A 20,972-nucleotide genomic window follows, 5' to 3' on the forward strand; every position below is an offset into this window, starting at 1 on the left:
CCTCACCGCCTTCACCGCTCGGTCATCGCCGCGGTCACGTCCTCGGCGGCGTGGAGGACGTACAGCAGGTCGCCCTGAGCGTCGAGAACGGGCGCGTTCAGCGGCTGCCAGTAACGGACTTCAAAAGAGCCATCTGCTAGTTCCATGTCGTAGCGCTGAGGCTGCAAAACGTCGAGCTGCTTGGTGTGGACGACCCTCTCGATCGACTCTCGCAGGACCGTGGTCCCGTTCGCGGTGGGGTCGTCCGGATTGTCGGGGAACACATCCAGAATGTCACGTCCGATGATGCGGTCCCGTTCCTTCACGGTGGCAGCAAGGAAGGAATCGGTCGCGGCGACGACCAGTCGTTGCGGGTCGACCACGATGTACTGGTTGGGCAGCGCTTCGAACATGCGCTGGAAGTCCGGGGCGGGTCGGGGGGTGTCGGACATGGCGAGCCTTTCTCGAGAGAATGCGAGGAAGGCGTTCTTCCTCATCTCTGATTCGAGCAGGGGCGCGCCGACTAATGCCAGTCCTGTTTCTGTACTGTGCGGCTTCAGGGCCTAGCGCTGAACCAGGTGGGGTAGGCGCGTGCGAGATCGCTGGGCCCCTCGAATCCGATATCACCGGCGGCAATGGCCACCGCGCACTTGCGTTTGCCCCACCACAACTCGTTGAGCACCTCGGCTTCGACGGTCACGGTCAGGGAGGGCTCGCGTTCGGGCACTCCAATGCAGGCCCCCGAGCTCTTCTCATGCACGTAGATGTAGGCATGCCGTTGCGCGGAGTGCGGGAAATGGAACGCCACATCCAACTCGATCGGCGGCAGGGCCTCCCGATTAAGTCCCTGGTACATCTGCCACAGTAGGGTGGAAATGGACAATTCCGCATCGGAGCTCGGAGGAAGACGCCAGTCCAGCGCCCACACGCCTAACGCCTCCAGGACGGGGCGGAGGGCAAGTCCCGATTCTGTCAACCGGTACTCCCCCCGCTGCACTGCATGCTGGAGCACGCCGATACGTTCGAGGTATCTGAGCCTGGAGGACAGCAGGCTGCGTGACAGCGCCGGAAGCGCCCGGTGGATGGCGTTGAACCGGGTAATCCCCATTAGCATCTCCCGAACGATGAGAACTGTCCAGCGGTCCGCGATCAGACGAGCTCCGATGGACACCGGGCAGAACTCGGTGACGGGGTTCCACCCGTCGTCCTGGCCGTCTAGCCGAGGGAGAGTGTGCAAAGAAGTCATGTCCACCGTCTGCCGAAGGTCCGTTCCATCGTTCGGCGAGATGATAGCTCTTCTCTCTCCGATGCTCGAATCTCGCATACACACCTTCACGTACTATGTGCGTAGTGCACATGTTTGGGCACTCCGGGGGTGGCGCGGCACAGTCCGGCTATCAGCAGGACGCATAAAGTCTCATAGTTGAGCTGGCAGTGTTCACGCTCTGGGAAGGAACTGCCTGTGGTCGATGAACGCAAGGTCATGCTCGCGGAGCGGCGAGCAGCGGTCCTGTCTCAGCTCGTCACCCTGTTCACCGCCGGGCTCGGACCGGTCGAACTGGCGGAGGAGGCTGTGGACCTGGTCGCTCGGGCTACCGATACCGCGGCCGTGTTCGTCTATCTGTGGGACGAGGAGGAGGAGCGCTTGGTCCTGCGTGTGGCTACGAACGTGCCGCAGCAGACCGGTATCGACGAAATCCGCCTGCGGCTGGGCGAGGGGATAGCGGGCTGGGCGGCGCTGCGACAGCAGTCCGTCAACATCGGCCAGAACCTGCACCTGGATCCTCGCTTCATCAGATTCGACGCCATCGAGGAGGATGAGTTCAAGTCGGTGCTCGCCGTCCCCATCGCAGACGGCCAGAACCAGCTTCGAGGAGTCTTCGCGCTCTACTCGATGCAGAACGACGCGTTCGGTGATGATGAGCTCGCTATCTCCGTCGAGGTCGGCCGTCTTCTCGCCAGCGGTATGGTGCGAGCCGAGACAGTGGACAACCTCGCTCAGCAGTCCGCCAGCGCCCACTTCTTGTTGGATTTCCCGACAGCGACCCGGACATCTCTGGTGGCGAGCATGCAGTTCGCCACGGACCGCATCCTCGGCTTACTCGACGCTGAGGTCTGTGTGCTGGAGTACATCAGTCAGCGTGAGGCCGGAGCCACGCCGACGATGTTCGCGTTCCGGTCTGAGCAGGGTCAACATCGCCTGTGGTCTACTCATTCCCGCGCCGCGGCTCAGGCGAGCCTGGACCAGTACTGCACGGGGTTGGAAAGCACTTCCATCTCCCTCGGAGTCGGGGCTTCTCGCGGTATCCTCTCGTGCTACCGGAAGTCCCGCTTCCGGCCCCGGGATTTCGAACGGTTGAGCGCTCTCGCCATGCAACTGGGCGTGATGCTGGAAGCCGTCGACGTCAACTCTGTCGGCGCGTCACTCGCGACTCGACTGCGTTTCGCTCAGAACGATGCCGAGGCAGCTCGTGTCTACCGCGAGCTGGGCATCGAGGGTCCTTCCTGCCCCGTGCTCATCCGTGTCCACGGAGTGCGAGGTGATTGGGAGGCCGTCAGCCGGAACCTCAAGGACGCTCTGGCGTCGGCGGCAGGTTCACGGTCCGTGGTGCTTCTGCACTCCACGTGGGGTCTCATCCTCGTCGACGCGCCCGGCGGGCGGCTCTCCCCCGACCTGCCTCATCAGCTACTGAACGCGACTCAGAAGCTGGCTCAGGATGTAGGACTCCGCGCCAGCATCGGCGTCGGCAGCATCGCGTCCACGTCCCATCAGATCCGGCGAGCCATCACGGACGCCCACAGCGCGTTGGAGTGGTGTGAGGCGTACGACCGGTCTGCGGCGGTGACGATGGCGACCCATGAAGAGGTGAGAGAGGTGCTCGCGTTGACGGATGTCGTCCGGGTGATGGTTCCGGGCATCGTCGCCATGGTGGGCGTCCTCGAGCCGCTGATCCGGTACGACGTGGAGCAGGGCGCGCAGCTGGTCAAGACGCTGTCGGTGCTGGCCAGCTGCGGCGGCTCAGTCAATGAGACCACCGTCCGGCTAGTCATCCACCGCAACACTCTCCGGCAGAGGATGCAGCGCATCGAGCAGGTGCTCGGGTTGTCCCTGGACGCGTACTCCGACTGGCCGACGCTGACGTTGGCGACGAGGGTCGCCTCCGCTCGAGTGGAGCGGCTGCGACCCTCGACACGGGTGTGACCTCAGTAGACGTCTTTGACGTACCGGTTCGCGCTCTTGAGCTCAGACAGAGCAGCGGCGCCATCGGTCACTGCGCCTTCTCGCGCGAGGATCGTCATGAGTGCGCGGTCCACATCGGGTGCCATGCGCGTCTTGTCCCCGCATACGAACACGTACGCGCCGGCATCGATCCAGTCCAGGAGCTCGTCGCGAGAGCGCAGCATCTCATCCTGCACGTAGTGCTTCTGAGCCTGATCCCTGGAGAACGCGACGCTCTGGGTCGTCAGAAGACCCTCCGTCTGGTACTGCGCAAATTCGTCCTCATACAGCCAGTCGTACTCGCGATGCTGGTCGCCGAAGAACAACCAGTTGCGTCCTGACGCGCCGGTGGCTCGGCGGTGCCTGAGGAAGGCCCTGAATGGTGCCACCCCGACTCCCGGACCGATCATGATGACCGGGACGTCCTCGGCGGGGAGGCGGAATTCGTGCGCGGGGAGGCGACGGACGGCGAAGACGTCTCCGTCGTCGGCGCGTTCGGTGAGGAACCGGGTGGCGGCGCCCTGGTAGGCCCCGCGGTGCCCGGGATAGCCGACCTCGCTGACGGTAATGTGCACGCGGCCGTCATCTCCCCGGGGGCTTGAGGAGATGGAGTAGTCACGGTGCTGGAGCGGCCGGAGCTCGGCCAGGATGTCGCTGATGGGCAGATCCAGGCACCCTAGAACGGTCAACACGTCCAGCACGTCACGGCCCCAGAACCAGGAGTCGAGCCGTTCGCGATCTCCGGACTGAATCATCTGGATGACCCGGCCTATCGCGTCGCTGCCCGGCTTCATCTCGGAGAGGCCTACCACCAGTCCCGGATGCGGTAGTCGCAGTTCCACCTCCTCTCGGAGGACATCGCGCAGGGGCCTGCGGCTGTCACCGGAGGGGACGTCGGGGTCACCGAAGTGCTTCACCCACTCCTCGACGAGCCCATCAGGGTTGGTGGGGTAGATCGCGAGGGAGTCGCCGGGCTCGTAGTCGAACGAGCTGTCCTCGAAGGAGAACTCGTAGTGCATCACCGACTTCTCGGACCCGGTTTGGGACAGTCGCCTGCTCTCGGCGATGCGTGCCAGGTGCCGCTCCTCCGCGGCTACGGGACGGCCAGCACCTGCCGGCTCTGCGCTGACGGGGACCATGCCCTCCCAGCCCTCGGCGGCGAGAAGCGCCTCCACGGCCGGCCCTGCCCACCGTCCGGCACTGAACTCGAAGTCGATGTCGCAGTCCACGCTCTCCACGACCCGGACAGCTCCGAGCTCCTCTAGGCGGGTGTCGATGTCGTGTCCTGCCTTGCAGAAGTCGTCGTACATCGAGTCGCCGATGGACAGCACCGCGTACGGCAAACCTTCCAATGAGCCGACCTCGAGCCCTTGGAGGTAGTCCCAGAACTCGGCGGCATTGTCGGGCATGTGCCCGTTGTCATGGGTGGACGTTACCACGAGCAGGCGCTTGACGTCAGGCCGGCCAGCCTGCAGCCAGTCCTCCATCGACGCCAGACCGACTTCGTTGCCAGCTTTGACAGCTTTCCCGTGAATCTGGTGGGCGAGGTACTCGGCGTTGCCTGTCTGGCTGCCGAACAGAATGGTTAGCTGATCCATCTGCGTGTCGTTCACGGCTCCCTGTCCCTCCTGAGCTCCCGTTGCAGTACTCATGACGCGGTGCTGATGAACACAGACTTGTGCTCGGTGAACCCGCGGACACCTTCCATGCCCAGCTCTCGCCCCATTCCGGACTGCTTAAAGCCGCCGAAGGGGACCTGCACGCGGATGGAGGAGTTGGAGTTCACCGACAAGGTCCCGCTCTCCACGCCCCGGGCGACCCGCAGCGCTCGGCCCACATCGCTGGTCCAAATGGAGCCGCTGAGACCGTAGATGGAGTCGTTGGCCAGACGGATGGCGTCCTCTTCGGTGTCGAAGGGGATGACGACAGCGACAGGACCGAAGATCTCCTCCCGCGCAGCGCGCGTGGATCCGGTCGGGTCCAGCGCGATCTGTGGCGCCATCCAGTACCCGGGCGTGGTGGGGGCGTCACCGGAGTAGACGACATCGAGACTGCTGTCCAGGAAGGAACGCACCGTGTTCCTGTGTTCCGCGGACACCAGAGGTCCGAGGTCTGTGTCATGGGAGGCGGGGTCACCGATGCGCAGCGCTCGTGTGGCGTCGATGAAGCCCTCCAAGAAACGGTCGACGGCGGAACGTTCCACCAGGATCCGGCTTCGGGCGCAGCAATCCTGACCGGTGTTATCGAACACCGCCCACGGCGCTGCCGCCGCGGCCTTGTCGATGTCGGCGTCTGCGAAGACGACGTTCGCCGATTTTCCGCCCAGCTCCAACGTGACCCGCTTCATGGTCGTCGCGCTGGAGGTCAGGATCGAACGCCCGACCTCGGTGGAGCCGGTGAAGCTGATCTTGCCCACTCGGGGGTCCTCGATGAGGGTGGCTCCCACCTCTGAGCCGCTTCCGGTAACCACCTGGAGCAGGTCGGGAACCGGTGAGACCGTCGCTGCAAGCTCTCCCAGCCGTCGTGCGGTCAACGGAGTCATGCTTGCGGGCTTGAGGATGACCGAGTTGCCGGCCGCCAGCGCCGGGGCGATGCTCCAGCTGGCGATGGGGAGGGGGAAGTTCCACGGCGTGATGACTCCGACAACGCCGATGGGCTCCCGGAACGTCATCGCGATGCCGCCATCGACGGGGATGGTCTCGCCGGTGAGCTTGTCGATGGTGCCGGCGTAGTACCGAAACACACCGGCCACACTCTCCGCTTCGGCCAGGGCCGCGCGGATGGGTTTGCCGACGTCCTGTGATTCGAGCTGAGCGAGCTCGTCTCGATGCTCGGCGATGAGTTCGGCGAGCTCGTACATAAACTGCTGGCGGCGCCCAAGGGGCAGTCGCGCCCATGCCTTCTGCGCTTCCAAAGCGCGGGTGATGGCCTCATCTACCTCACCGTGGGTGAAGGCGTGAACCGAGTCGAACTGGGCTTCGGTTGCGGGGTTCCACACGGGAATGGTCTGGTTCGTCATCGATCCTCGTTCCAATGGTCGGTCGCTGATTTCACGCCGTTGCGTCACTCTTCACTACAGATGACTGGCCTGCTGAGTGCGTGCAGCACGGCATGCGAAAGGGTCATGTGCGTCACGCACATGACCCTTTCGCTCCGTCGCGCCTGTTTGCTACGGCTCGCGCAGCAGTTTGGCGATCCGCGGCTGCGAGTTCACGCCGATCCAGGCGTGGGTTCCGTTGTAACCGTCCACCCGGTAGAGCGCCGCCTCCCGCGCGGGGTTGGAAGATTCCAGCGTGAGGTTCGCCCCGGCAGTCAGAGTGCCCACCACCTGCACCATGCGGCCGGCAACCTCGGTCCAGAAGTACGGCTTTCCCACTGGCGCAGACTCAGCGTGTCTGAGTGTCTCCGCCAACTGCGTGGCGTGCTCTCTCGCTGCAGCCCAGCTCTCCGTCCGCAGCAGACTGCCATCATCCCGACGCCTGGTGATGGCGTCACCGATGCCGAAGATGTCCTCACGCGTACCACCAGGGGCAAGCACTCGCCCGGTCTCATCGACGATGAGCTGCCCATCGGTGAGGAGCCCGCTGTCGGACATCCACGTCACCGCAGGCCGGGCGCCGACGGCGCTGACGAGGACGTCCGCTCCGACATGCACCCCATCGGCGAGCTCGACTACCCAGCCTTGGTCGTCGTGCCTGATGGCGGACAGCGACGCCTCCCAGATGCATCGGACGCCGGCCGCCTCGAGCCAAGCCGTGGTTTGCTCGCTGAGGTGACCAGCGAGCAGGCGTTCCAACGGGCCCGTTGCGCGGTCGATGAGCGTCACGGGTGAGCCTCGGAAGGCCAGCGACGATGCCAGCTCAACGCCGATGGCTCCGGCGCCGATGATAATCACGGACTGACCCGTGTCGGTGTGAGCCCGCAGATGCCGAGCGTCTTCTGCGGACCGAAGCACGAAAGTGTCCTCGGGCTCGATGGCCAGCCTGGCGGGCAGCGCTCCTGTGGCGATGACAAGTTGCTCGTAGTTCACCGTCATGGTTTCGGCGCTCTGGTCATCCAGCACCAGGCTGCGCCTGTCGGTGTCGACGCCGGTGGCGCGGGCATGCACCAGGGTGACATCGAAGTCCGACCAGTCCACGGCGATGTCCTCAAGGTCACCGTTACGCAGGAAATGCTTGGATACCGGCGGCCTGTCGTACGGGGCGTCCGGGTCCGCGTCGATGACGACGACGCTTCGCGTGTCGCCGAGTTCGCGGAGACGCTCGATGAACGCCGACGATGCTACGGACGCCCCGACAACCACCAATTCGGCGTTCATGATGCGACTTCGTCTCCGACGATCTTGATCGCCCTTTCGGGGCAGTTCCTGATGGCCTTCTTCACGTGCTCCTCCTCGTAGGAGCCCTCGCGCCCTTTAACGACATGGGCGTACCCCTCGTCGTCGATGAGGAAGGTGTCCGGCGCGATCATATAGCAGCGCGCGTGGCCTTGACAGCGAGCCGGGTCTACCCACAGTTCAGCCATGTCACGACCTTCCTGTCAGGCGCAGACGCAGTGGACCGACCCCATGCCAAGGTTCGTCCTGCGCAAGCTCAAACTCGGGAATGGTCGCCAGGAAGTGCTCGAGGGAGATCACCAGCTCCTTACGACCGAGGTTGGACCCAAGGCACCGGTGGATTCCGCCGCCGAAGGCCAGGTGACGGTTGTTCTCGCGCGTGATGTCGATGTCGTTGGGGTTGTCGTAGACTTCGGGGTCACGGTTTCCTGCCCCAAAGACGAGTACGGCACGCTCCCCGGCCTTGATTTCTTGGCCGCTGACGACAGTGTCCTTCCTGCAGGTACGAGCCATGCCCTGGACCGGCGACAGCGTCCGCAGGAACTCCTCCGCGGCGTCGGAGATGCGGTCCGGGTCCGAACGCAGCAGGTTCTGGGCTTCGATGTTGCCGGCGAGGTACCACAGCGAGGACCGGATGGCCCATGCCGTCGTGTCAAGTCCAGCGAGGAACAGCAGATAGCCGTAAGAGATGATCTCGTCGTCCGTGAGGGGCCGGCCGTCGACGGTGGCGTCCAGCAGGTCCCCCATGATGCCTTCGCGGTTGCCGCCCGCGCGGCTGTCGTCGATCAGGCGCCTGACGTAGGCGATGAGGTCGTCCCCTGCCGCGGTGGCCTTCTTCGGGTCTTTCGTCCGCTCATAGATGATGTCATCGATCCACTGGTCGAACATCGGCCAGTCTGCTTCCGGGTATCCGGCCAGGCGACTGAAGATGATGGTCGGGTAGGGTCGAGCGAACAACGCCGACGCGTCAATTACGTCGGACTCGCCGAGTGCGGCGCTGACCTCGTCGGAGAGGTCCTGCGCGGTGGTGTGCATACCCGGCTCGAGCTTATTGATGGCCATCGGGGTGAACATCGGCAGCAGAATCTTGCGGAACCCGGCATGGGTCGGAGGGTCGATGTCGATGGGAATGAGCGGCATCTCCGTGCCGAAGGACGGCAGAAGCATGGACGGCCCGACCGCCCAGGTCTCCGGATCCTGCTCGGCTTCGAAGATGTCCTCGCTCTTAGAGATGTACCAGAACCCGCCGTACTTCGAGCTGTGCCCGACCGGCTCGGACTCGTGCATTGTCTTGTAGTCGTCGAAGATCGTGTCCAGGGCCTTCCCGTGGAAGTCGAAGTCGACAACCGACTGTCGGTCAGACATGAGCCATTTTCCTTTCCTTGTGTGCTCGAGCTCGCGCAACGAGATCGTCGAAGAGCGCGTGGTTGTCTGCAGAGGTCCGGAACAAGTGCTCGGGGTGCCACTGCACAGCGACGAGATCCTGGTTGGCGTCCTCGAACGCCTCGATTACCGCACCCGAACGCGCAGTGACGCGCAGCCCGTCACCGAGTCGGTCCACAGCTTGGTGGTGGTAGCTGTTGACGTCCATTACGGTCCCGCCGATGATCTTCGACAGTTGGGAGTCAGGTTCGACGAAGATGTCGTGGTCCGGCTCGTCCGACGGCCTGGTCTGCCAGTGGCCGTCCAGATGCTGGATGAGAGATCCACCTCGTAGCACGTTGATGAGCTGCAGGCCTCGGCAGATCGCGAGAACGGGGATGCCTCGCTCGCGTGCATCGGCCACGAGCGCAGTCTCAAACCGGTCACGGTAGACGCTAACGCCATAGACCTTCTCGTCCGGCTCTTGTCCGTACATCTCCGGGGAGAGGTCTCCGCCGCCGGTGAGCAGAAGTCCGTCGAATCCGTCGAGCAAGTCACTTGGGATTGTTTCGGTCGCGGGAAGCAGCGCCGGGCGTCCACCGGCAGATACGACCGCCTCGGTGTAGTTCATCACCTGGATGGTGGAGTCCCGGGGGCCGAAGGCGGAGCGTTGTTCACTGCGCTCCGCGGTGACGGCAATGAGGGGAGCAGACATCAGTAGATCGTCCATCCACCATCGACGAACAGGGTCGTTCCGGTGATCCAGCTGGCCTCATCGGAGGACAGGAAGGCGACTCCATTGGCGACGTCCTCGGGCTTGCCGATGCGACCCATCGGGGTGCGCTCCAGGAGCCAGTTCCGGACCTCTTCGTTGCCAAGGGTTTCTGTGGTGAAGGGGGTCTCGATGAAGCCGGGGGCGACTGCGTTGACGCGGATGCCGGAGGAAGCCGTTTCCACTGCGAGAGCACGTGTGAGCTGCAGCAGGGCGCCCTTGGATGCGTTGTAGTGGATCTGCGGGTGTCCGCTGCTGGAGATAACGATGTGAGCCTCCACCGAGGTGATGTTCACGATAGAGCGGGTGTGCTCCCCGGAGCCGGCGCGGAGAAGTCCGTACGCTTCGCGGGAGACGATGAACGGTCCGGTGGAGTTCACGGCGAAGACCTGATCCCATTCCGCGACGGAGAGGTTCTCGAACGTGCCGAACTTGACGATGCCGGCGTTGTTGACGAGGACGTCGAGCTGCCCGAACGCGTCGCCGATCTGTGAGAAACCGGCGCGTACCGAGTCCTCGTCGGCGACGTTCGCCTGCACGCGCACGACCTCGGGACGGTCACCGAAGACGCTCTCGAGAGCCTCCGGGTTGAGGTCTATGGCGGCCAGACGGGCACCTTCGGCGAGGAGCTTTTCTGCAATGGCGCGGCCGTTGCCCGAGGCTGCTCCGGTGACGGCGGCAAAGCGCCCTTCAAGTCGATTGCTCATGGATGTTCCTAACTGATGGATGCGGTCGGATATCGGTGGGTTCAGACGTGCTCGAGGTAGCGTGCGATCTCCCAGTCGGTGACGGCGGTGCGGAACTGCCGGACCTCCCACCGGCGGGTCTGCGTGTAGTGACGCACGAACTCTTCCCCGAAGTACTCCTTCGCCAAGTCGCTGGCGGCGAAGACCTCGGTGGCGGAGTCGAGGCTGCCGGGCAGCTGCACCGAGGCATCGAATTCCTGGGCGTAGGCGTTGCCGACCACGGCAGGTGGGGGCGACATCTTTTGCTCCAAGCCGCTGAGGCCTGAGGCGATGTTCGCGGCCAGGACGAGGTAGGGGTTGGCGTCCGCGCCTGCGACCCGGTTCTCCACACGTGCCGCGGGACCTGACGAGGGAATGCTTCGGATGGCGACCGTGCGGTTGTCCAGGCCCCACGTGGAACTCGACCCGGCCCACTGGCCGCCCTCGGCGCGCTTGTAGGAGTTAATGGTCGGGAGGTAGATCGCGGTGAAGTCGCGGGTACCAGCGACCAGCCCTGCGAGATAGGCCATGCCGTCATCGCTCAGGCGCGTGGAGTCGGTGGGGTTGGCGAAGACGGCCGCGTTGTCTTCCTGCCGCAGAAGGCTTTGGTGGACGTGACCAGATGATCCTGCATGGTGCGGATCGACCTTGGCCATGAACGACGCGGTCAGACCCTGTGAGGCAGCGATCTCCTTGACGGTGTTCTTGAGGATGAGCGCACTGTCGGCAGCTCGGACCGCGTCACCGTAGTGGATGTTCACCTCGAACTGGCCGGCACCATGCTCGCTATTGCTGGCTTCGATGAACACGCCCTGCTCGGCGAGACGGTCCCGGATGAGGCCTACCACGTAGTCGGTGCCGGTGTCGCGGTAGACGCTGTAGGTGTGGTTGCCGTTCGAGATCGGTTCGAGGTCCCGGAAGGACTTCCGGGCGAGCTCGCGCGGGCTGCCTTCGAAGAGGTAGAACTCGAACTCGTATGCACAGATCGGGTCGAACCCGAGGTTGTTCGCGCGGTCGACGACTCGCCTGAGCACTCCCCGGGGCGAGATGGCGAGGGGCGAACCGTCGGGCTGGTAGATGTCGCAGATGACGGAGGCGACTCCTGGTTCTCCGGGCGCCAGTCGCAGAGTGCTGAGGTCGGGACGGAGGTTGACGTCCGGGTAACCGGTGTGCCAGCCCGTGAAAGTCAGATCGGGGATCGACACGTCCTGGATGTCCCACCCGAAGAGGATGTTGCAGATGTTCGTTCCGGCCGAATAGGCCGCCTCGACGAAGTATGGCGCCGAGAGTCTCTTGCCACGCCAGAGGCCGTCGATGTCGACGGCACCGATCTTGAAGACCCTGATGTCGTGCTCCTTGACGAAGGCTTCGACAAAGCGCTTCTGGTCGTCGGCAGGAACCTCGTTGTTCATATATGGAGCCTTTCTTCCGTCTTCGCTCCCCTATGGGTGGAGAACGGGATCGTGTAGTGAAGTTACGGCGGGTGCCGAGGGAATGGATGTGCGAGGTGCACATGCTTCTATAGAGGCCGGTGCAGGACGAGTCGACGTCCCCCGAGACAGGCTAGGGCTGTGCCCGGGCATGCCACAGCGCCCGGGCACAGCCCATCGTCCGCCGCGTGAACGCTAAGCGGTGGTACCAGCCTCATCGCGTTCGAGTGGGACAGCGAACGCGTCTGGCTGTTCCTCCTCGTCGTAAATCTTGCCGATTCGGGCATACCGCTGCGGGTCTCTCCGTCGCAGGTACAGCGCGTAGACGATTCCGGCGATCGCGATGGCAGCCACGTACACCGGTATTAGGTTCACGACGATGACGTCTGAGCCGGCGAGGAAGGGGATGTAGATCACCAGCAGGACCAGCACGATGGCCTGCGCGACCACACCGATGATGGGAGCGATGAGTGTCTTCCAATAGTCGCCGGCACCTCTGCGGCCCACACGATTGAAGTAGAAGATAACGGCCAGCGATACCAGCAGCTGCACGAAGACGACCCCGGCGGTGCAGAAAATCGGCAACCATCCACCCAGCTGCAGGAGCGGATCCGCACCTCCGAGCGCGAAGAGCGAGATCACGATGATGGCGATGACCGCTTGCACCCCGTTGGCGATGTAGGGCGACTTGTGACGCGGGTGGGTGCGGCCCAAGCTCGCGGGCAGGATGTGATCCCGCCCCATGGAGAACAGGTACCGGGAGGCGTTGTTGTGAAAGGCGAACGCGCACGCGAAGAAGCCTGTGATGACCAGGAAGTCCATCAACACTCTCACGAAATGCCAGGTGTACATGTCGGCAAGTACGAAGTAGTACTCCCCGAGGAGGGTACCTCCCTGGTTGACGGTGTCGTTTCCGAACCCAACGGTGCCCGCATAGGCGGCGAAGGTGTAGAACACGCCAAGCGTGATGACGGCGATGTAGGTCGCCTTGGGCACGGACTTCTTCGGATCCGTGGTCTCCTCCCCGTAGATGGCGGTGGTCTCGAACCCGATCCACGACCAGAACGCGAAGAAGAAGCCGATGCCGATGGCGGGAGCCGCGATCCAGCCTGCGGGGTTGAACACTTCCGGCATCTGACCTTGCGCTCCACCCTGGACGATGACAGCGGAAGCAACGAAGAACACCACCAGGCACTCGAGGCCCAGGGCGATGCCGAGCACCCGGCCGGCGACGGTGACCTTGAAGTAGGAGATGGCGTACATGACGGCCACCCCGAAGATGCTGCACGCCCACCACGGCACCTCGAGGCCGAGGTAGTTCTTCAACATTTCAGAGAAGAAGTAGCCGAACCCGCCGCTGATGGCGGGGACGATCATGCTGTATGCCGCCGTGACCACCCAACCTGCTCCAAGCCCGAGGGGTCTGCCCAGGCCCTGGGTGGTGAAGTTATAGAACGCTCCCGATGCTGTGATCCGCTTGGCCATCTGCGCGAAGCCCACCGCGAAGATGAGGAGGATGAGTGTGGCCGCGACGTAGGTCAGGGGGACAGAGAGTCCCGAACCAAATGCGAAGGAGATCGGGATATACGTGGAGACGACGACAAGCGGTGCCGCTGCCGCCGTCACCATTAATACGATTGTGAAGAATCGAATCGAACCTTTCAGCAGGTTCGTCGAGGCTTCAGCTGTCCCGCGTCGCGGGATGGAGTTTGTCGCCATGGGTCGGTTCGCCTCTCAGTGCGTGGTGCATCAGTAGGTCGTCCTCGTCGGGTGACGCTCATGGATCCAGAGCTCGCCCTCGAACTGTTGGGATTTGGGCAACGTAGCGAAGGCGAAGCGCCGGCTCGGTGTGACGAAGTGCCTATCGTTACAACCTCGTATGTGCACCCGGCCTATCGGCTCGCACAACGGTATGTGCAGACGCCGATCCCGTTCAGCCTCGCCGGAGCACTCGAGCGAAACTTCGCGCCAGCGCCTCGTTGTTGGCGTGGACGATGCTGTCCCTCTGCTCGAAGCTGTCCGCCATCTGCTCATAGCCGGCACGCTCCACTGCCGCCACAGCTGACCCCCAGGACCTGAAACATCCGGGTGTGACCTCAGGGTGAAACTGCACCCCCCATGCTCGGCCGATGCGGAAGACCTGGTGGGGGTAGGTGCTACCGACCCCGAGCAGTACCGCCCCTCCAGGCAGACGGCGGATGGCGTCGAAGTGCATGCTTCCAGCCGAGAAAGGTTCCGGGAGCTCTCCCACCAGCTCATCACCCTCGGCGGCGGACATCCACGTCACTTCCACAACACCGCACTCAAGACCCGCCTCACCTGGGCGTACGTCGCCGCCCATTGCCCGGGCCAGGAGTTGAGCGCCGAGGCAAATACCCAGTGTCGGCAGCTGGCGCTCGACGGCGAGGCGGAGCAGCGTCCTGATCTCGGCCAGCCAGGGAAACGCCTCGTCATCCGAGGCGTTCATGCTTCCGCCAAGGACGATGAGACCGTCCTCGTGCAGTTCGGTCGGGATCGCTTCCCCGCGGAAGGGCTGAATCAGCCGAACAGCGACATCTTCGCTCTCCAGCCACTGGCCCAATCGCTGCAGATCGTCCTTCTTGTCGGGTTGAACGACCAGTACGGTCGTCATCGTGCCCGTTGCGCTCGTTGTCATCGGCTTCTCCATCCCCGTCGTCCCCGAATAGTCGGGTCCTCCTACCTGACATCAGCACGTCGGACGACACCACGAATGTCGTTTCGGCACATGTGCAAACCGGATCAACGTGCATACCGCACCCCCATGCCTGGGGGCGGTCGGAGAGTATGCGGGGAGTCGATTCAGAGACGCTCGACGTGAGGACACCATGAGCCGCATTCCCATTCAGGCCGCAGTGTTGACTGCGCCCGGCGAGCCCTTGCAGCTACAGACGCTTTACCTCGATGAGCCAGGCCCGGGTGAGGTTCTGGTCACCGTGGAGGCTGCGGGCCTGTGCCACAGCGACCTGCACTACATCACGGGCTCGCTACCCATCACCACACCTGCGGTTCTTGGGCACGAGGTCGCTGGACGTGTGGAGCGTGTCGGTGTCGGCGTCACCCGTATCGCGGTGGGAGACCGGGTCGTCGCCACCGTCACGCCGAGCTGCGGCTCCTGCCCCGAGTGCGTGTCTGGCAACCCCACGCTCTGCGAGCGAGTGTCGGAACTCCGCCGTCGCCCGGACGCACTGCTCGTGGACGCCGATGGCCGCCCCGTCATCGCTCTGGGCGCTATCGGCGCGTTCGCGGAAGCTATTGTGGTCCCTGAGGCGTCCCTCGCCGTCGTGGCGGACTTGAACCCACAACTGGCCTGCCTCCTCGGCTGCTGCATCAGCACCGGTGTTGGCGCCGTCGTCCATGGGGCGTCCGTCTCCGCATCGGACACCGTTGTCGTCATCGGGTGCGGTGGAGTAGGAATGGCTGCTATTCAAGGCGCGCGGATCAGCGGGGCACGCCGCATCATCGCGGTAGACATTCATGACGACAAGCTCGCTCTGGCGCGTGCCCTGGGCGCCACAGACGTCATCTCCGCCGCGGACGACGTCCGGACCGAGGTTCTGGCTCTGACCGTTGGGGGTGTGACGCGCGCGTTCGAAGCCGTGGGTCGGCCCGAGACCGCCGAGTTGGCGTTCTCCGTCCTGGCACCAGGCGGCGTCGCAACGATCCTCGGGCTCATGCCCGTCGATAGCACCATCCCCATCGACGCGGCCTCGCTCATCGAGGGAAGCCGGCGCATCCAGGGCGCCTACATGGGCGCGAACAGGTTCCTCGCTGATGTCGCGTTCCTCGTCGACCACGCCAAGAGCGGACGACTGGACCTGTCATCCATGGTCACCGAAGTCGTCACGTTAGAGGACATCAACACCGGGTTCGAGGCCATGCGCTCACCCGCCTCCATCCGCACCGTCGTCGACCTCAGGAGAACCGCATGACTGAGAACCACGCCCCCGTCATCCGCACCCGCTCCTTCATCGAAGGTGCCTGGCGCGACGCCGACGGCGTTCTCGGAGTCCTCAGCGACCCGAACACCGGAGAGACACGATGCGGCCAACTGAGCGCATCACTCACCGACGTCGAGGACGCTCTCTCCACAGCACAGAGGGCATACGACGAGGACCTCCTCCAGGACGTCGACGTCGCCACGCGCGTGCAGCTCCTCGAAGGGTGGGCGGCACGACTGGACGAGATCGTCGAGGAGATCGCGCTTCAGGATGCCGTATCGACGGGCAACCCGATCCGCACCACGCGCATCCTCGCATCATCCCTCGGCACCCGTGTGCGCGGAATCGCCGAGCAGGCCCGCGCTCTCGGAGACGGGCAGCCGCTCGGCGGCCAGGCCAGCAGGGTACGCCTGCTGAACCGAGCGCTCGGACCAACCCTGGTGCTTGCACCCTGGAACGCTCCCACCTTCGTAGCGGTATCGAAGGTTGCCGCCGCACTGGGTGCTGGCTCACCCGTCATCCTTAAACCATCGGAATGGACTCCTTCCGGCGCCCAGGTCACCTTCGAGCACCTCGTGGACACTCTGCCCGTGCACGGCGTCGACACTCGGGTGGCGCAGCTGGTGCACGGTGCCGCTGAAGTCGGGTCTGCGCTCTCCAACGACCCGCGCGTACGGGTCATCACCTTCACCGGCGGCCTCACCGCCGGTCGCGCCGTCGCCCGCGCCGCGGCGGAGAACCTCGCGGTCACGCAGCTGGAACTGGGGTCGAACAACCCCGCCATCGTTCTCCCCGACGCCGACATCGCCGCGACCGCGCGGCATCTTATCTCTGGGATGACGCGTCTGAACGGTCAATGGTGCGAAGCTCCGGGAAAGGTTCTCGCTCCCGCTGAGCTGCACGACGACCTCCTCGAGGCCCTCCTAGCCGAAGCGGAGACGCTGCGAATCCGGAACTGCTTCGACAACGACTGCGATCTCGGGCCGCTGGCCTACCGCCGCCATCGCGACCGCCTCGAGCAGCAGCTGGCCGAGTATGCGGAAGCCGGAGCGCAGGTTCATCGAGCGGGCACTGTGCCCGAGCTCGACGGATGGTTCTTCGCCCCCGCCGTTGTCTCGGGACTGCCGGCCGCAGCGGCAGCCGATGAGCTGTTCGGCCCGGCATTGACCCTCCACATGGTCCCCTCCGTTGAAGAGGCGATCGTCGAAGCCAACCGCACCGGGGGCGGCTTGGACGGATTCGTGTTCGGTCGTGACGAGGACACTGCCCTCAAGGTCGGGGCTCGCGTCCGAGCCGGAGAGGTCCGTATCAACGGCACGCACATGGCAGATCTTGCCGACGGATCTGAGCAGACCTTTTGGGACACCTCCGGCGTCGGCGGCCATGGGCCCGCGCAGGGTGTCGCCTTCTACCAAGGCCGACGTGTCGTCGGCGTGGACTCCCCCGATCTTCCCCTATGACAGTCAATACCCTCTGCAGCGCAGGGGTAGGAAAGCAGGAATCATGATCATCGGCATCCCCGCTGAAGTGAAGAACAACGAGAACCGGGTCGCCGCGACTCCCGCAGGCGTCGCTGAGCTGGTCTCCCATGGTCACCGCGTCGTGGTGCAGGCCGGTGCCGGCACCGGGAGCGCGTTCTCTGATGACGAGTACCTCGTCGCTGGTGCCCTCATCGTCCCTGAAGCCGAGACGGTGTGGGGCGACGCCGACCTCATCCTCAAGGTCAAGGAGCCAGTGCGAAGCGAGTACTCCCGAATGCGGGAAGACCAGGTCCTGTTTACCTACCTGCACCTGGCCGCTGACGCCCCGCTCACGGATGCGCTGTTGGCCAGCCGGACGACAGCCATCGCTTACGAGACCGTCCAACTCTCCGACCGAAGCCTGCCACTGCTGTCGCCGATGTCCGAGGTCGCGGGTCGGCTGTCGGGCCAGGTTGGCGCGAACCAGCTGATGAAAACCGCGGGAGGCCGAGGCCTGCTCCTTGGCGGCGTCCCGGGAGCTCCGAAGGGCAAGGTGGTCGTCATCGGCGGAGGCGTGGCGGGAGAGCATGCGGCGGCGATGACCCTGGGACTGGGAGCGGACGTGACCATCCTCGACGTGAACCTTCCCCGACTGCGTTACCTTGACGCTCGCTTCGGAGGTCATGTCACGACGCTGAGATCCAACCCGTACACCATCGCCGAAACCCTGGCGGACGCGGACCTCGTCATTGGCTCGGTGCTCATCCCCGGCGCCGCGGCTCCGAAGCTTGTGACCGACGAGATGGTCGCCGCGATGCGCCCTGGGTCTGTGCTCGTGGACATCGCAATAGACCAGGGTGGATGCTTCGAAGGCTCTCGCGCCACCACCCACGACGACCCGACGTTCCCTGTCCACGACGCCGTCTACTACTGCGTGGCGAACATGCCGGGAGCGGTTCCGCGCACGTCGACGATCTCGCTCACCAACGCCACCTTGCCCTACGCTATTGCCCTCGCGGATAAGGGTTGGAAGGACGCTCTCAGTGCCGACCCTGCGCTGGCGAAGGGGCTGAACACGCACGCCGGAATGCTTACCAACGCGCCTGTGGGGCAGGCCCACAGCAAGGAGACCTCCACAATCGAAGAGGCCGTCGCCGCGTAAGCGACAGGGCGCGGCGAGAACCGCCTTGCCGCGCCCTAACCCCCGGTCACATTCCTAGGGAGACCCCATGCAGCCATCACCGTTCACCGCTCGCGCCGACCTCGGCCTGGCCTGGAGTGTGAAGGACTCGTTCCTCCAGTACATCCGCGGAATGAACGACGGTGCTATCCGCTGGGGCGGTGGCGCGGCGGTCGCGAGCACGGGGCAGTTCTACTTCCCGCTCGAGGACGCCTCCCGGATCGAAGGCGCACTCGTTCTGTCCTTCGCCGGTGAGGTGCGGTTCACCGCCCATCGGGGGGTACTGAGCGTCACCATCTCCGACCCTCTCATCCGGATCGTCGGTGGAGAGGGTGCTCTCAGCGTTCGGTGGGGCGAAAAGGAGGAGCTCATCACCAAACTTGACCTTCCTCCCCTGATCATCGACAACGACGTCGCTATGTGGCTGGACACCGTTGCTCGACTGGCTGGCAGTGGTCCGGACCTATTCGGCGGCACCTACCCAGAGGATGAGCAGCTCGCACCGTTGACCATTCGTGTCCCCGCCACGATGGTGAAGGATGGGGATCAGTGATCAACGACGCACGTCAGCCCTCAGCCCTGCTCAAGCAGCGCGTCGACGCCGACTACCCAGTCGTCACGCACGGCTTGGGGGTCTACCTGTATGACACGGGCGGTCGCGAGTACCTCGATGCCTGCAGCGGTGCGATGACGGCGAGCATCGGACATGGGGTCAAGGAGGTCGCCACAGCGGCTGCAGCGCAAGCGGAGCAGGTCGCGTTCTCCTACCGCACGCAGTTCACCAACGTCCCCGCCGAGAACCTCGCCCGGCGTCTCACCGAGCTGGCACCGGGCGACCTCAACAGCACCTTCTTCGTCAATAGCGGATCGGAGGCATCCGAGTTCGCCATCCGCGCGGCGGTGAATCATTGGCGCGAGAAGGGTCAGCCGGCGAAGGCAAAAATCCTCTCGCGTCAGGTCAGCTATCACGGCATGACCATGGGTGCCCTGTCGATGTCCGGTCATGCGGCGCGACGCCCGGATTACGGGCCGCTGCTTCATTCATTCCCGGCCACGGCTCCCGCGTACTCGTACCGGCACGCTCGGGACGGTGAGAGCGAGGACGATTATGCGGTTCGCGCGGCCGAGGAGTTCGAAACAGCTGTCATCGCGCAGGATCCATCCACGGTCGCCGCCATCATCGTCGAACCCATCGTGGGTGCCGCGGGTGGTGTTCTTGTCCCGCCGCGCGGGTATCTGCGTCACCTGCGGGAGGTGTGCGACAGACTCGAGATCCTTCTCATCCTGGACGAGGTGATTACCGCTATCGGAAGAACCGGGGAGTGGTTCGCCTGCAGCTCCGAGGATGTCGTCCCTGACATCGTTATCTTCGGCAAAGGGATCAGCGGCGGCTACTCGCCGATGGCTGGGGTTCTGCTGCGCCAGCACATGGTCGACACGATCCGAGACGGGACAGGGGTAGCACCTTTCGGTCACACCTTCTCCAACAACCCGCTCGGTGCAGCGACCTGCCTCGCCGTGCTCGATGTGATCGAACGTGACGGTCTCCTCGCTAACGCGCGCGAACGCGGCGCGCAACTTGAACAGGGGCTGCGCCAGCTGGCAGCACGCTTCCCGTTCATGGTCGACGTGCGCGGACGCGGGCTGCTGTGGGGCTTCGAATTCGTTGTAGACGCAGCCCGCAAGACACCACCACCCGCGTACCTCAACACCGCTGACGTGTTCGTCAGGGAATGCTTTTCGCGAGGCTTGATGGTGTATCCCGGCGGCATCGCCCCGCTCAATAACGCGTCGATTGTCTGTCCGCCACTCAGCATCACCAGTTGCGAGGTGGAGCGGCTACTTCGAACGTTGGGGGACGCATTGAACGCCATGGCGTCTCACATGGATGCGTGGTCAGAAAGGACGGGGAACGCCTTCACTCTAGAAGAGCCCTGAAAATTACCTATCGCGCGCCCGCTGACAGAGACGCGCGTGCGTGGGAGTTCATTGCGATGGTGCGGAGGCGGCATCTAATGCGGATTTGTTCAGCATTAGTGCGCCGACGATCGCGGCGGCGAAAAGGATGGCTGCTGCGGTGAGAAGAGCAACCTGGTATTCCCCGACGAGGTCGCTGGTTACTACGGCCGGGGTTCCGGCTGTGGCAGCAGCGACGGTGGCGAGGACCGTCAGGCCGAGGGCCACGCCGATCTGCTGGGCAGAGTTCAGCAGCGCTGATGCGATGCCAGCCTTGTTGGTTCGTCACAGTCCCGTGAAGGTGACCGTTTTCGCTCGAGGAAACAGCACTGGCCGTCAGGCGGCGGGCGGATAATCGGCGCATGCTCTTCATCGCGCGCGGCATTGAGGATGACCACTACTGGATTGTCCAGGAATTGAACGGCGCCCTATTGGACATGCCATGGCGCGTCGAACGCGAGTCAGACGGCTACCGGTTAAGTCATGCCGACGACGCCGAGACTGCGCGCGTATTCGATCTCGGAGCGTTTACGGGCCCCGAGGCAGCTGTGGCAGTGCTTCGCGCGCATTTCTACGGCACTAGGGCGTGATGG

20 protein-coding genes are annotated in these 20,972 nt (G+C 64.2%); 7 read left to right on the plus strand and 13 right to left on the minus strand.

The genetic code is table 11. From position 1 onward, the window contains the following. Positions 1-11 precede the first annotated feature (11 nt). Together ACN4JJ_RS20655 and ACN4JJ_RS20660 are read right to left on the minus strand one after the other, a co-directional pair. The gene (locus ACN4JJ_RS20655; RefSeq protein ID WP_440711771.1) at positions 12-431 is read right to left on the minus strand and encodes a PAS domain-containing protein; all 420 of its coding nucleotides are present in this window, start codon (positions 429-431) and stop codon (positions 12-14) included. Between the two features lie 104 nt (positions 432-535). Next, positions 536-1,225 carry a winged helix-turn-helix transcriptional regulator gene (locus ACN4JJ_RS20660; RefSeq protein ID WP_440711772.1) on the minus strand — a complete coding sequence of 230 codons (690 nt, stop codon included), beginning with the start codon at positions 1,223-1,225 and terminating at the stop codon, positions 536-538. A gap of 216 nt (positions 1,226-1,441) precedes the next feature. Between ACN4JJ_RS20660 and ACN4JJ_RS20665 the strand changes: the two genes are divergently transcribed. Next, positions 1,442-3,181: a helix-turn-helix domain-containing protein gene (locus ACN4JJ_RS20665; RefSeq protein ID WP_440711773.1), complete on the plus strand. Its 1,740-nt coding sequence runs from the start codon at positions 1,442-1,444 to the stop codon at positions 3,179-3,181. 2 nt (positions 3,182-3,183) lie between these two features. Here the strand turns inward: ACN4JJ_RS20665 and ACN4JJ_RS20670 are convergent, their stop codons facing one another. The 10 genes from ACN4JJ_RS20670 to ACN4JJ_RS20715 all read right to left on the minus strand — a co-directional run bounded on the left by ACN4JJ_RS20670 (position 3,184) and on the right by ACN4JJ_RS20715 (position 14,480). After that, positions 3,184-4,812, minus strand: a complete 1,629-nt coding sequence (locus ACN4JJ_RS20670) for a diflavin oxidoreductase (protein WP_440711774.1) — start codon at positions 4,810-4,812, stop codon at positions 3,184-3,186. Positions 4,813-4,847: 35 nt separating this feature from the next. Continuing rightward, positions 4,848-6,218, minus strand: coding sequence for an aldehyde dehydrogenase family protein (locus tag ACN4JJ_RS20675; RefSeq protein ID WP_440711775.1), 1,371 nt, complete (start codon positions 6,216-6,218; stop codon positions 4,848-4,850). Positions 6,219-6,368: 150 nt separating this feature from the next. Continuing rightward, complete coding sequence (locus ACN4JJ_RS20680; RefSeq protein ID WP_440711776.1) at positions 6,369-7,517, minus strand: NAD(P)/FAD-dependent oxidoreductase; 1,149 nt, start codon at positions 7,515-7,517, stop codon at positions 6,369-6,371. Further along, entirely contained in the window at positions 7,514-7,723 is a 210-nt protein-coding gene (locus ACN4JJ_RS20685; protein ID WP_440711777.1) for a ferredoxin, read from the minus strand. The genes ACN4JJ_RS20680 and ACN4JJ_RS20685 overlap by 4 nt, the downstream gene beginning before the upstream one ends. Before the next feature lies 1 nt (position 7,724). After that, entirely contained in the window at positions 7,725-8,900 is a 1,176-nt protein-coding gene (locus ACN4JJ_RS20690; protein WP_440711778.1) for a cytochrome P450, read from the minus strand. After that, on the minus strand, positions 8,893-9,612 hold the full coding sequence (locus ACN4JJ_RS20695) for a gamma-glutamyl-gamma-aminobutyrate hydrolase family protein (protein ID WP_440711779.1): 720 nt from the start codon (positions 9,610-9,612) through the stop codon (positions 8,893-8,895). Before ACN4JJ_RS20695 ends, ACN4JJ_RS20690 begins: the two co-directional genes overlap by 8 nt. Beyond that, positions 9,612-10,376 (minus strand): SDR family NAD(P)-dependent oxidoreductase, encoded by a 765-nt coding sequence (locus tag ACN4JJ_RS20700; RefSeq protein ID WP_440711780.1) that lies wholly within the window; start codon positions 10,374-10,376, stop codon positions 9,612-9,614. The genes ACN4JJ_RS20695 and ACN4JJ_RS20700 overlap by 1 nt, the downstream gene beginning before the upstream one ends. Positions 10,377-10,417: 41 nt before the next feature. Continuing rightward, the gene (locus tag ACN4JJ_RS20705; protein ID WP_440711781.1) at positions 10,418-11,806 is read right to left on the minus strand and encodes a glutamine synthetase family protein; all 1,389 of its coding nucleotides are present in this window, start codon (positions 11,804-11,806) and stop codon (positions 10,418-10,420) included. A 213-nt stretch (positions 11,807-12,019) separates the two neighbouring features. Further along, positions 12,020-13,543, minus strand: a complete 1,524-nt coding sequence (locus tag ACN4JJ_RS20710; protein ID WP_440711782.1) for an APC family permease — start codon at positions 13,541-13,543, stop codon at positions 12,020-12,022. Positions 13,544-13,757: 214 nt separating this feature from the next. Next, a complete protein-coding gene (locus ACN4JJ_RS20715; RefSeq protein WP_440711783.1) occupies positions 13,758-14,480 on the minus strand; it encodes a type 1 glutamine amidotransferase in 723 nt (240 codons plus the stop codon). Positions 14,481-14,670: 190 nt separating this feature from the next. Here ACN4JJ_RS20715 and ACN4JJ_RS20720 point away from each other — a divergent pair, with 190 nt between their 5' ends. The 5 genes from ACN4JJ_RS20720 to ACN4JJ_RS20740 all read left to right on the plus strand — a co-directional run bounded on the left by ACN4JJ_RS20720 (position 14,671) and on the right by ACN4JJ_RS20740 (position 20,361). Continuing rightward, positions 14,671-15,774, plus strand: coding sequence for a zinc-binding dehydrogenase (locus tag ACN4JJ_RS20720; protein ID WP_440711784.1), 1,104 nt, complete (start codon positions 14,671-14,673; stop codon positions 15,772-15,774). Further along, positions 15,771-17,243 carry an aldehyde dehydrogenase family protein gene (locus tag ACN4JJ_RS20725; protein WP_440711785.1) on the plus strand — a complete coding sequence of 491 codons (1,473 nt, stop codon included), beginning with the start codon at positions 15,771-15,773 and terminating at the stop codon, positions 17,241-17,243. Before ACN4JJ_RS20720 ends, ACN4JJ_RS20725 begins: the two co-directional genes overlap by 4 nt. 43 nt (positions 17,244-17,286) lie before the next feature. Next, complete coding sequence (gene ald / locus ACN4JJ_RS20730; RefSeq protein WP_440711786.1) at positions 17,287-18,405, plus strand: alanine dehydrogenase; 1,119 nt, start codon at positions 17,287-17,289, stop codon at positions 18,403-18,405. 67 nt (positions 18,406-18,472) lie between these two features. After that, complete coding sequence (locus tag ACN4JJ_RS20735) at positions 18,473-18,976, plus strand: HtaA domain-containing protein (protein ID WP_440711787.1); 504 nt, start codon at positions 18,473-18,475, stop codon at positions 18,974-18,976. Continuing rightward, on the plus strand, positions 18,973-20,361 hold the full coding sequence (locus tag ACN4JJ_RS20740) for an aminotransferase class III-fold pyridoxal phosphate-dependent enzyme (protein WP_440711788.1): 1,389 nt from the start codon (positions 18,973-18,975) through the stop codon (positions 20,359-20,361). The genes ACN4JJ_RS20735 and ACN4JJ_RS20740 overlap by 4 nt, the downstream gene beginning before the upstream one ends. A gap of 48 nt (positions 20,362-20,409) precedes the next feature. On the opposite strand, the gene ACN4JJ_RS20745 is transcribed toward ACN4JJ_RS20740, so the two are convergent. Beyond that, positions 20,410-20,607, minus strand: a complete 198-nt coding sequence (locus ACN4JJ_RS20745) for a hypothetical protein (protein ID WP_440711789.1) — start codon at positions 20,605-20,607, stop codon at positions 20,410-20,412. 134 nt (positions 20,608-20,741) lie between these two features. Here ACN4JJ_RS20745 and ACN4JJ_RS20750 point away from each other — a divergent pair, with 134 nt between their 5' ends. Further along, entirely contained in the window at positions 20,742-20,969 is a 228-nt protein-coding gene (locus tag ACN4JJ_RS20750; RefSeq protein WP_440711790.1) for a hypothetical protein, read from the plus strand. Positions 20,970-20,972 lie beyond the last annotated feature (3 nt).

This window comes from Herbiconiux dendrobii, assembly GCF_052048175.1.
Lineage (GTDB): Bacteria > Actinomycetota > Actinomycetes > Actinomycetales > Microbacteriaceae > Herbiconiux.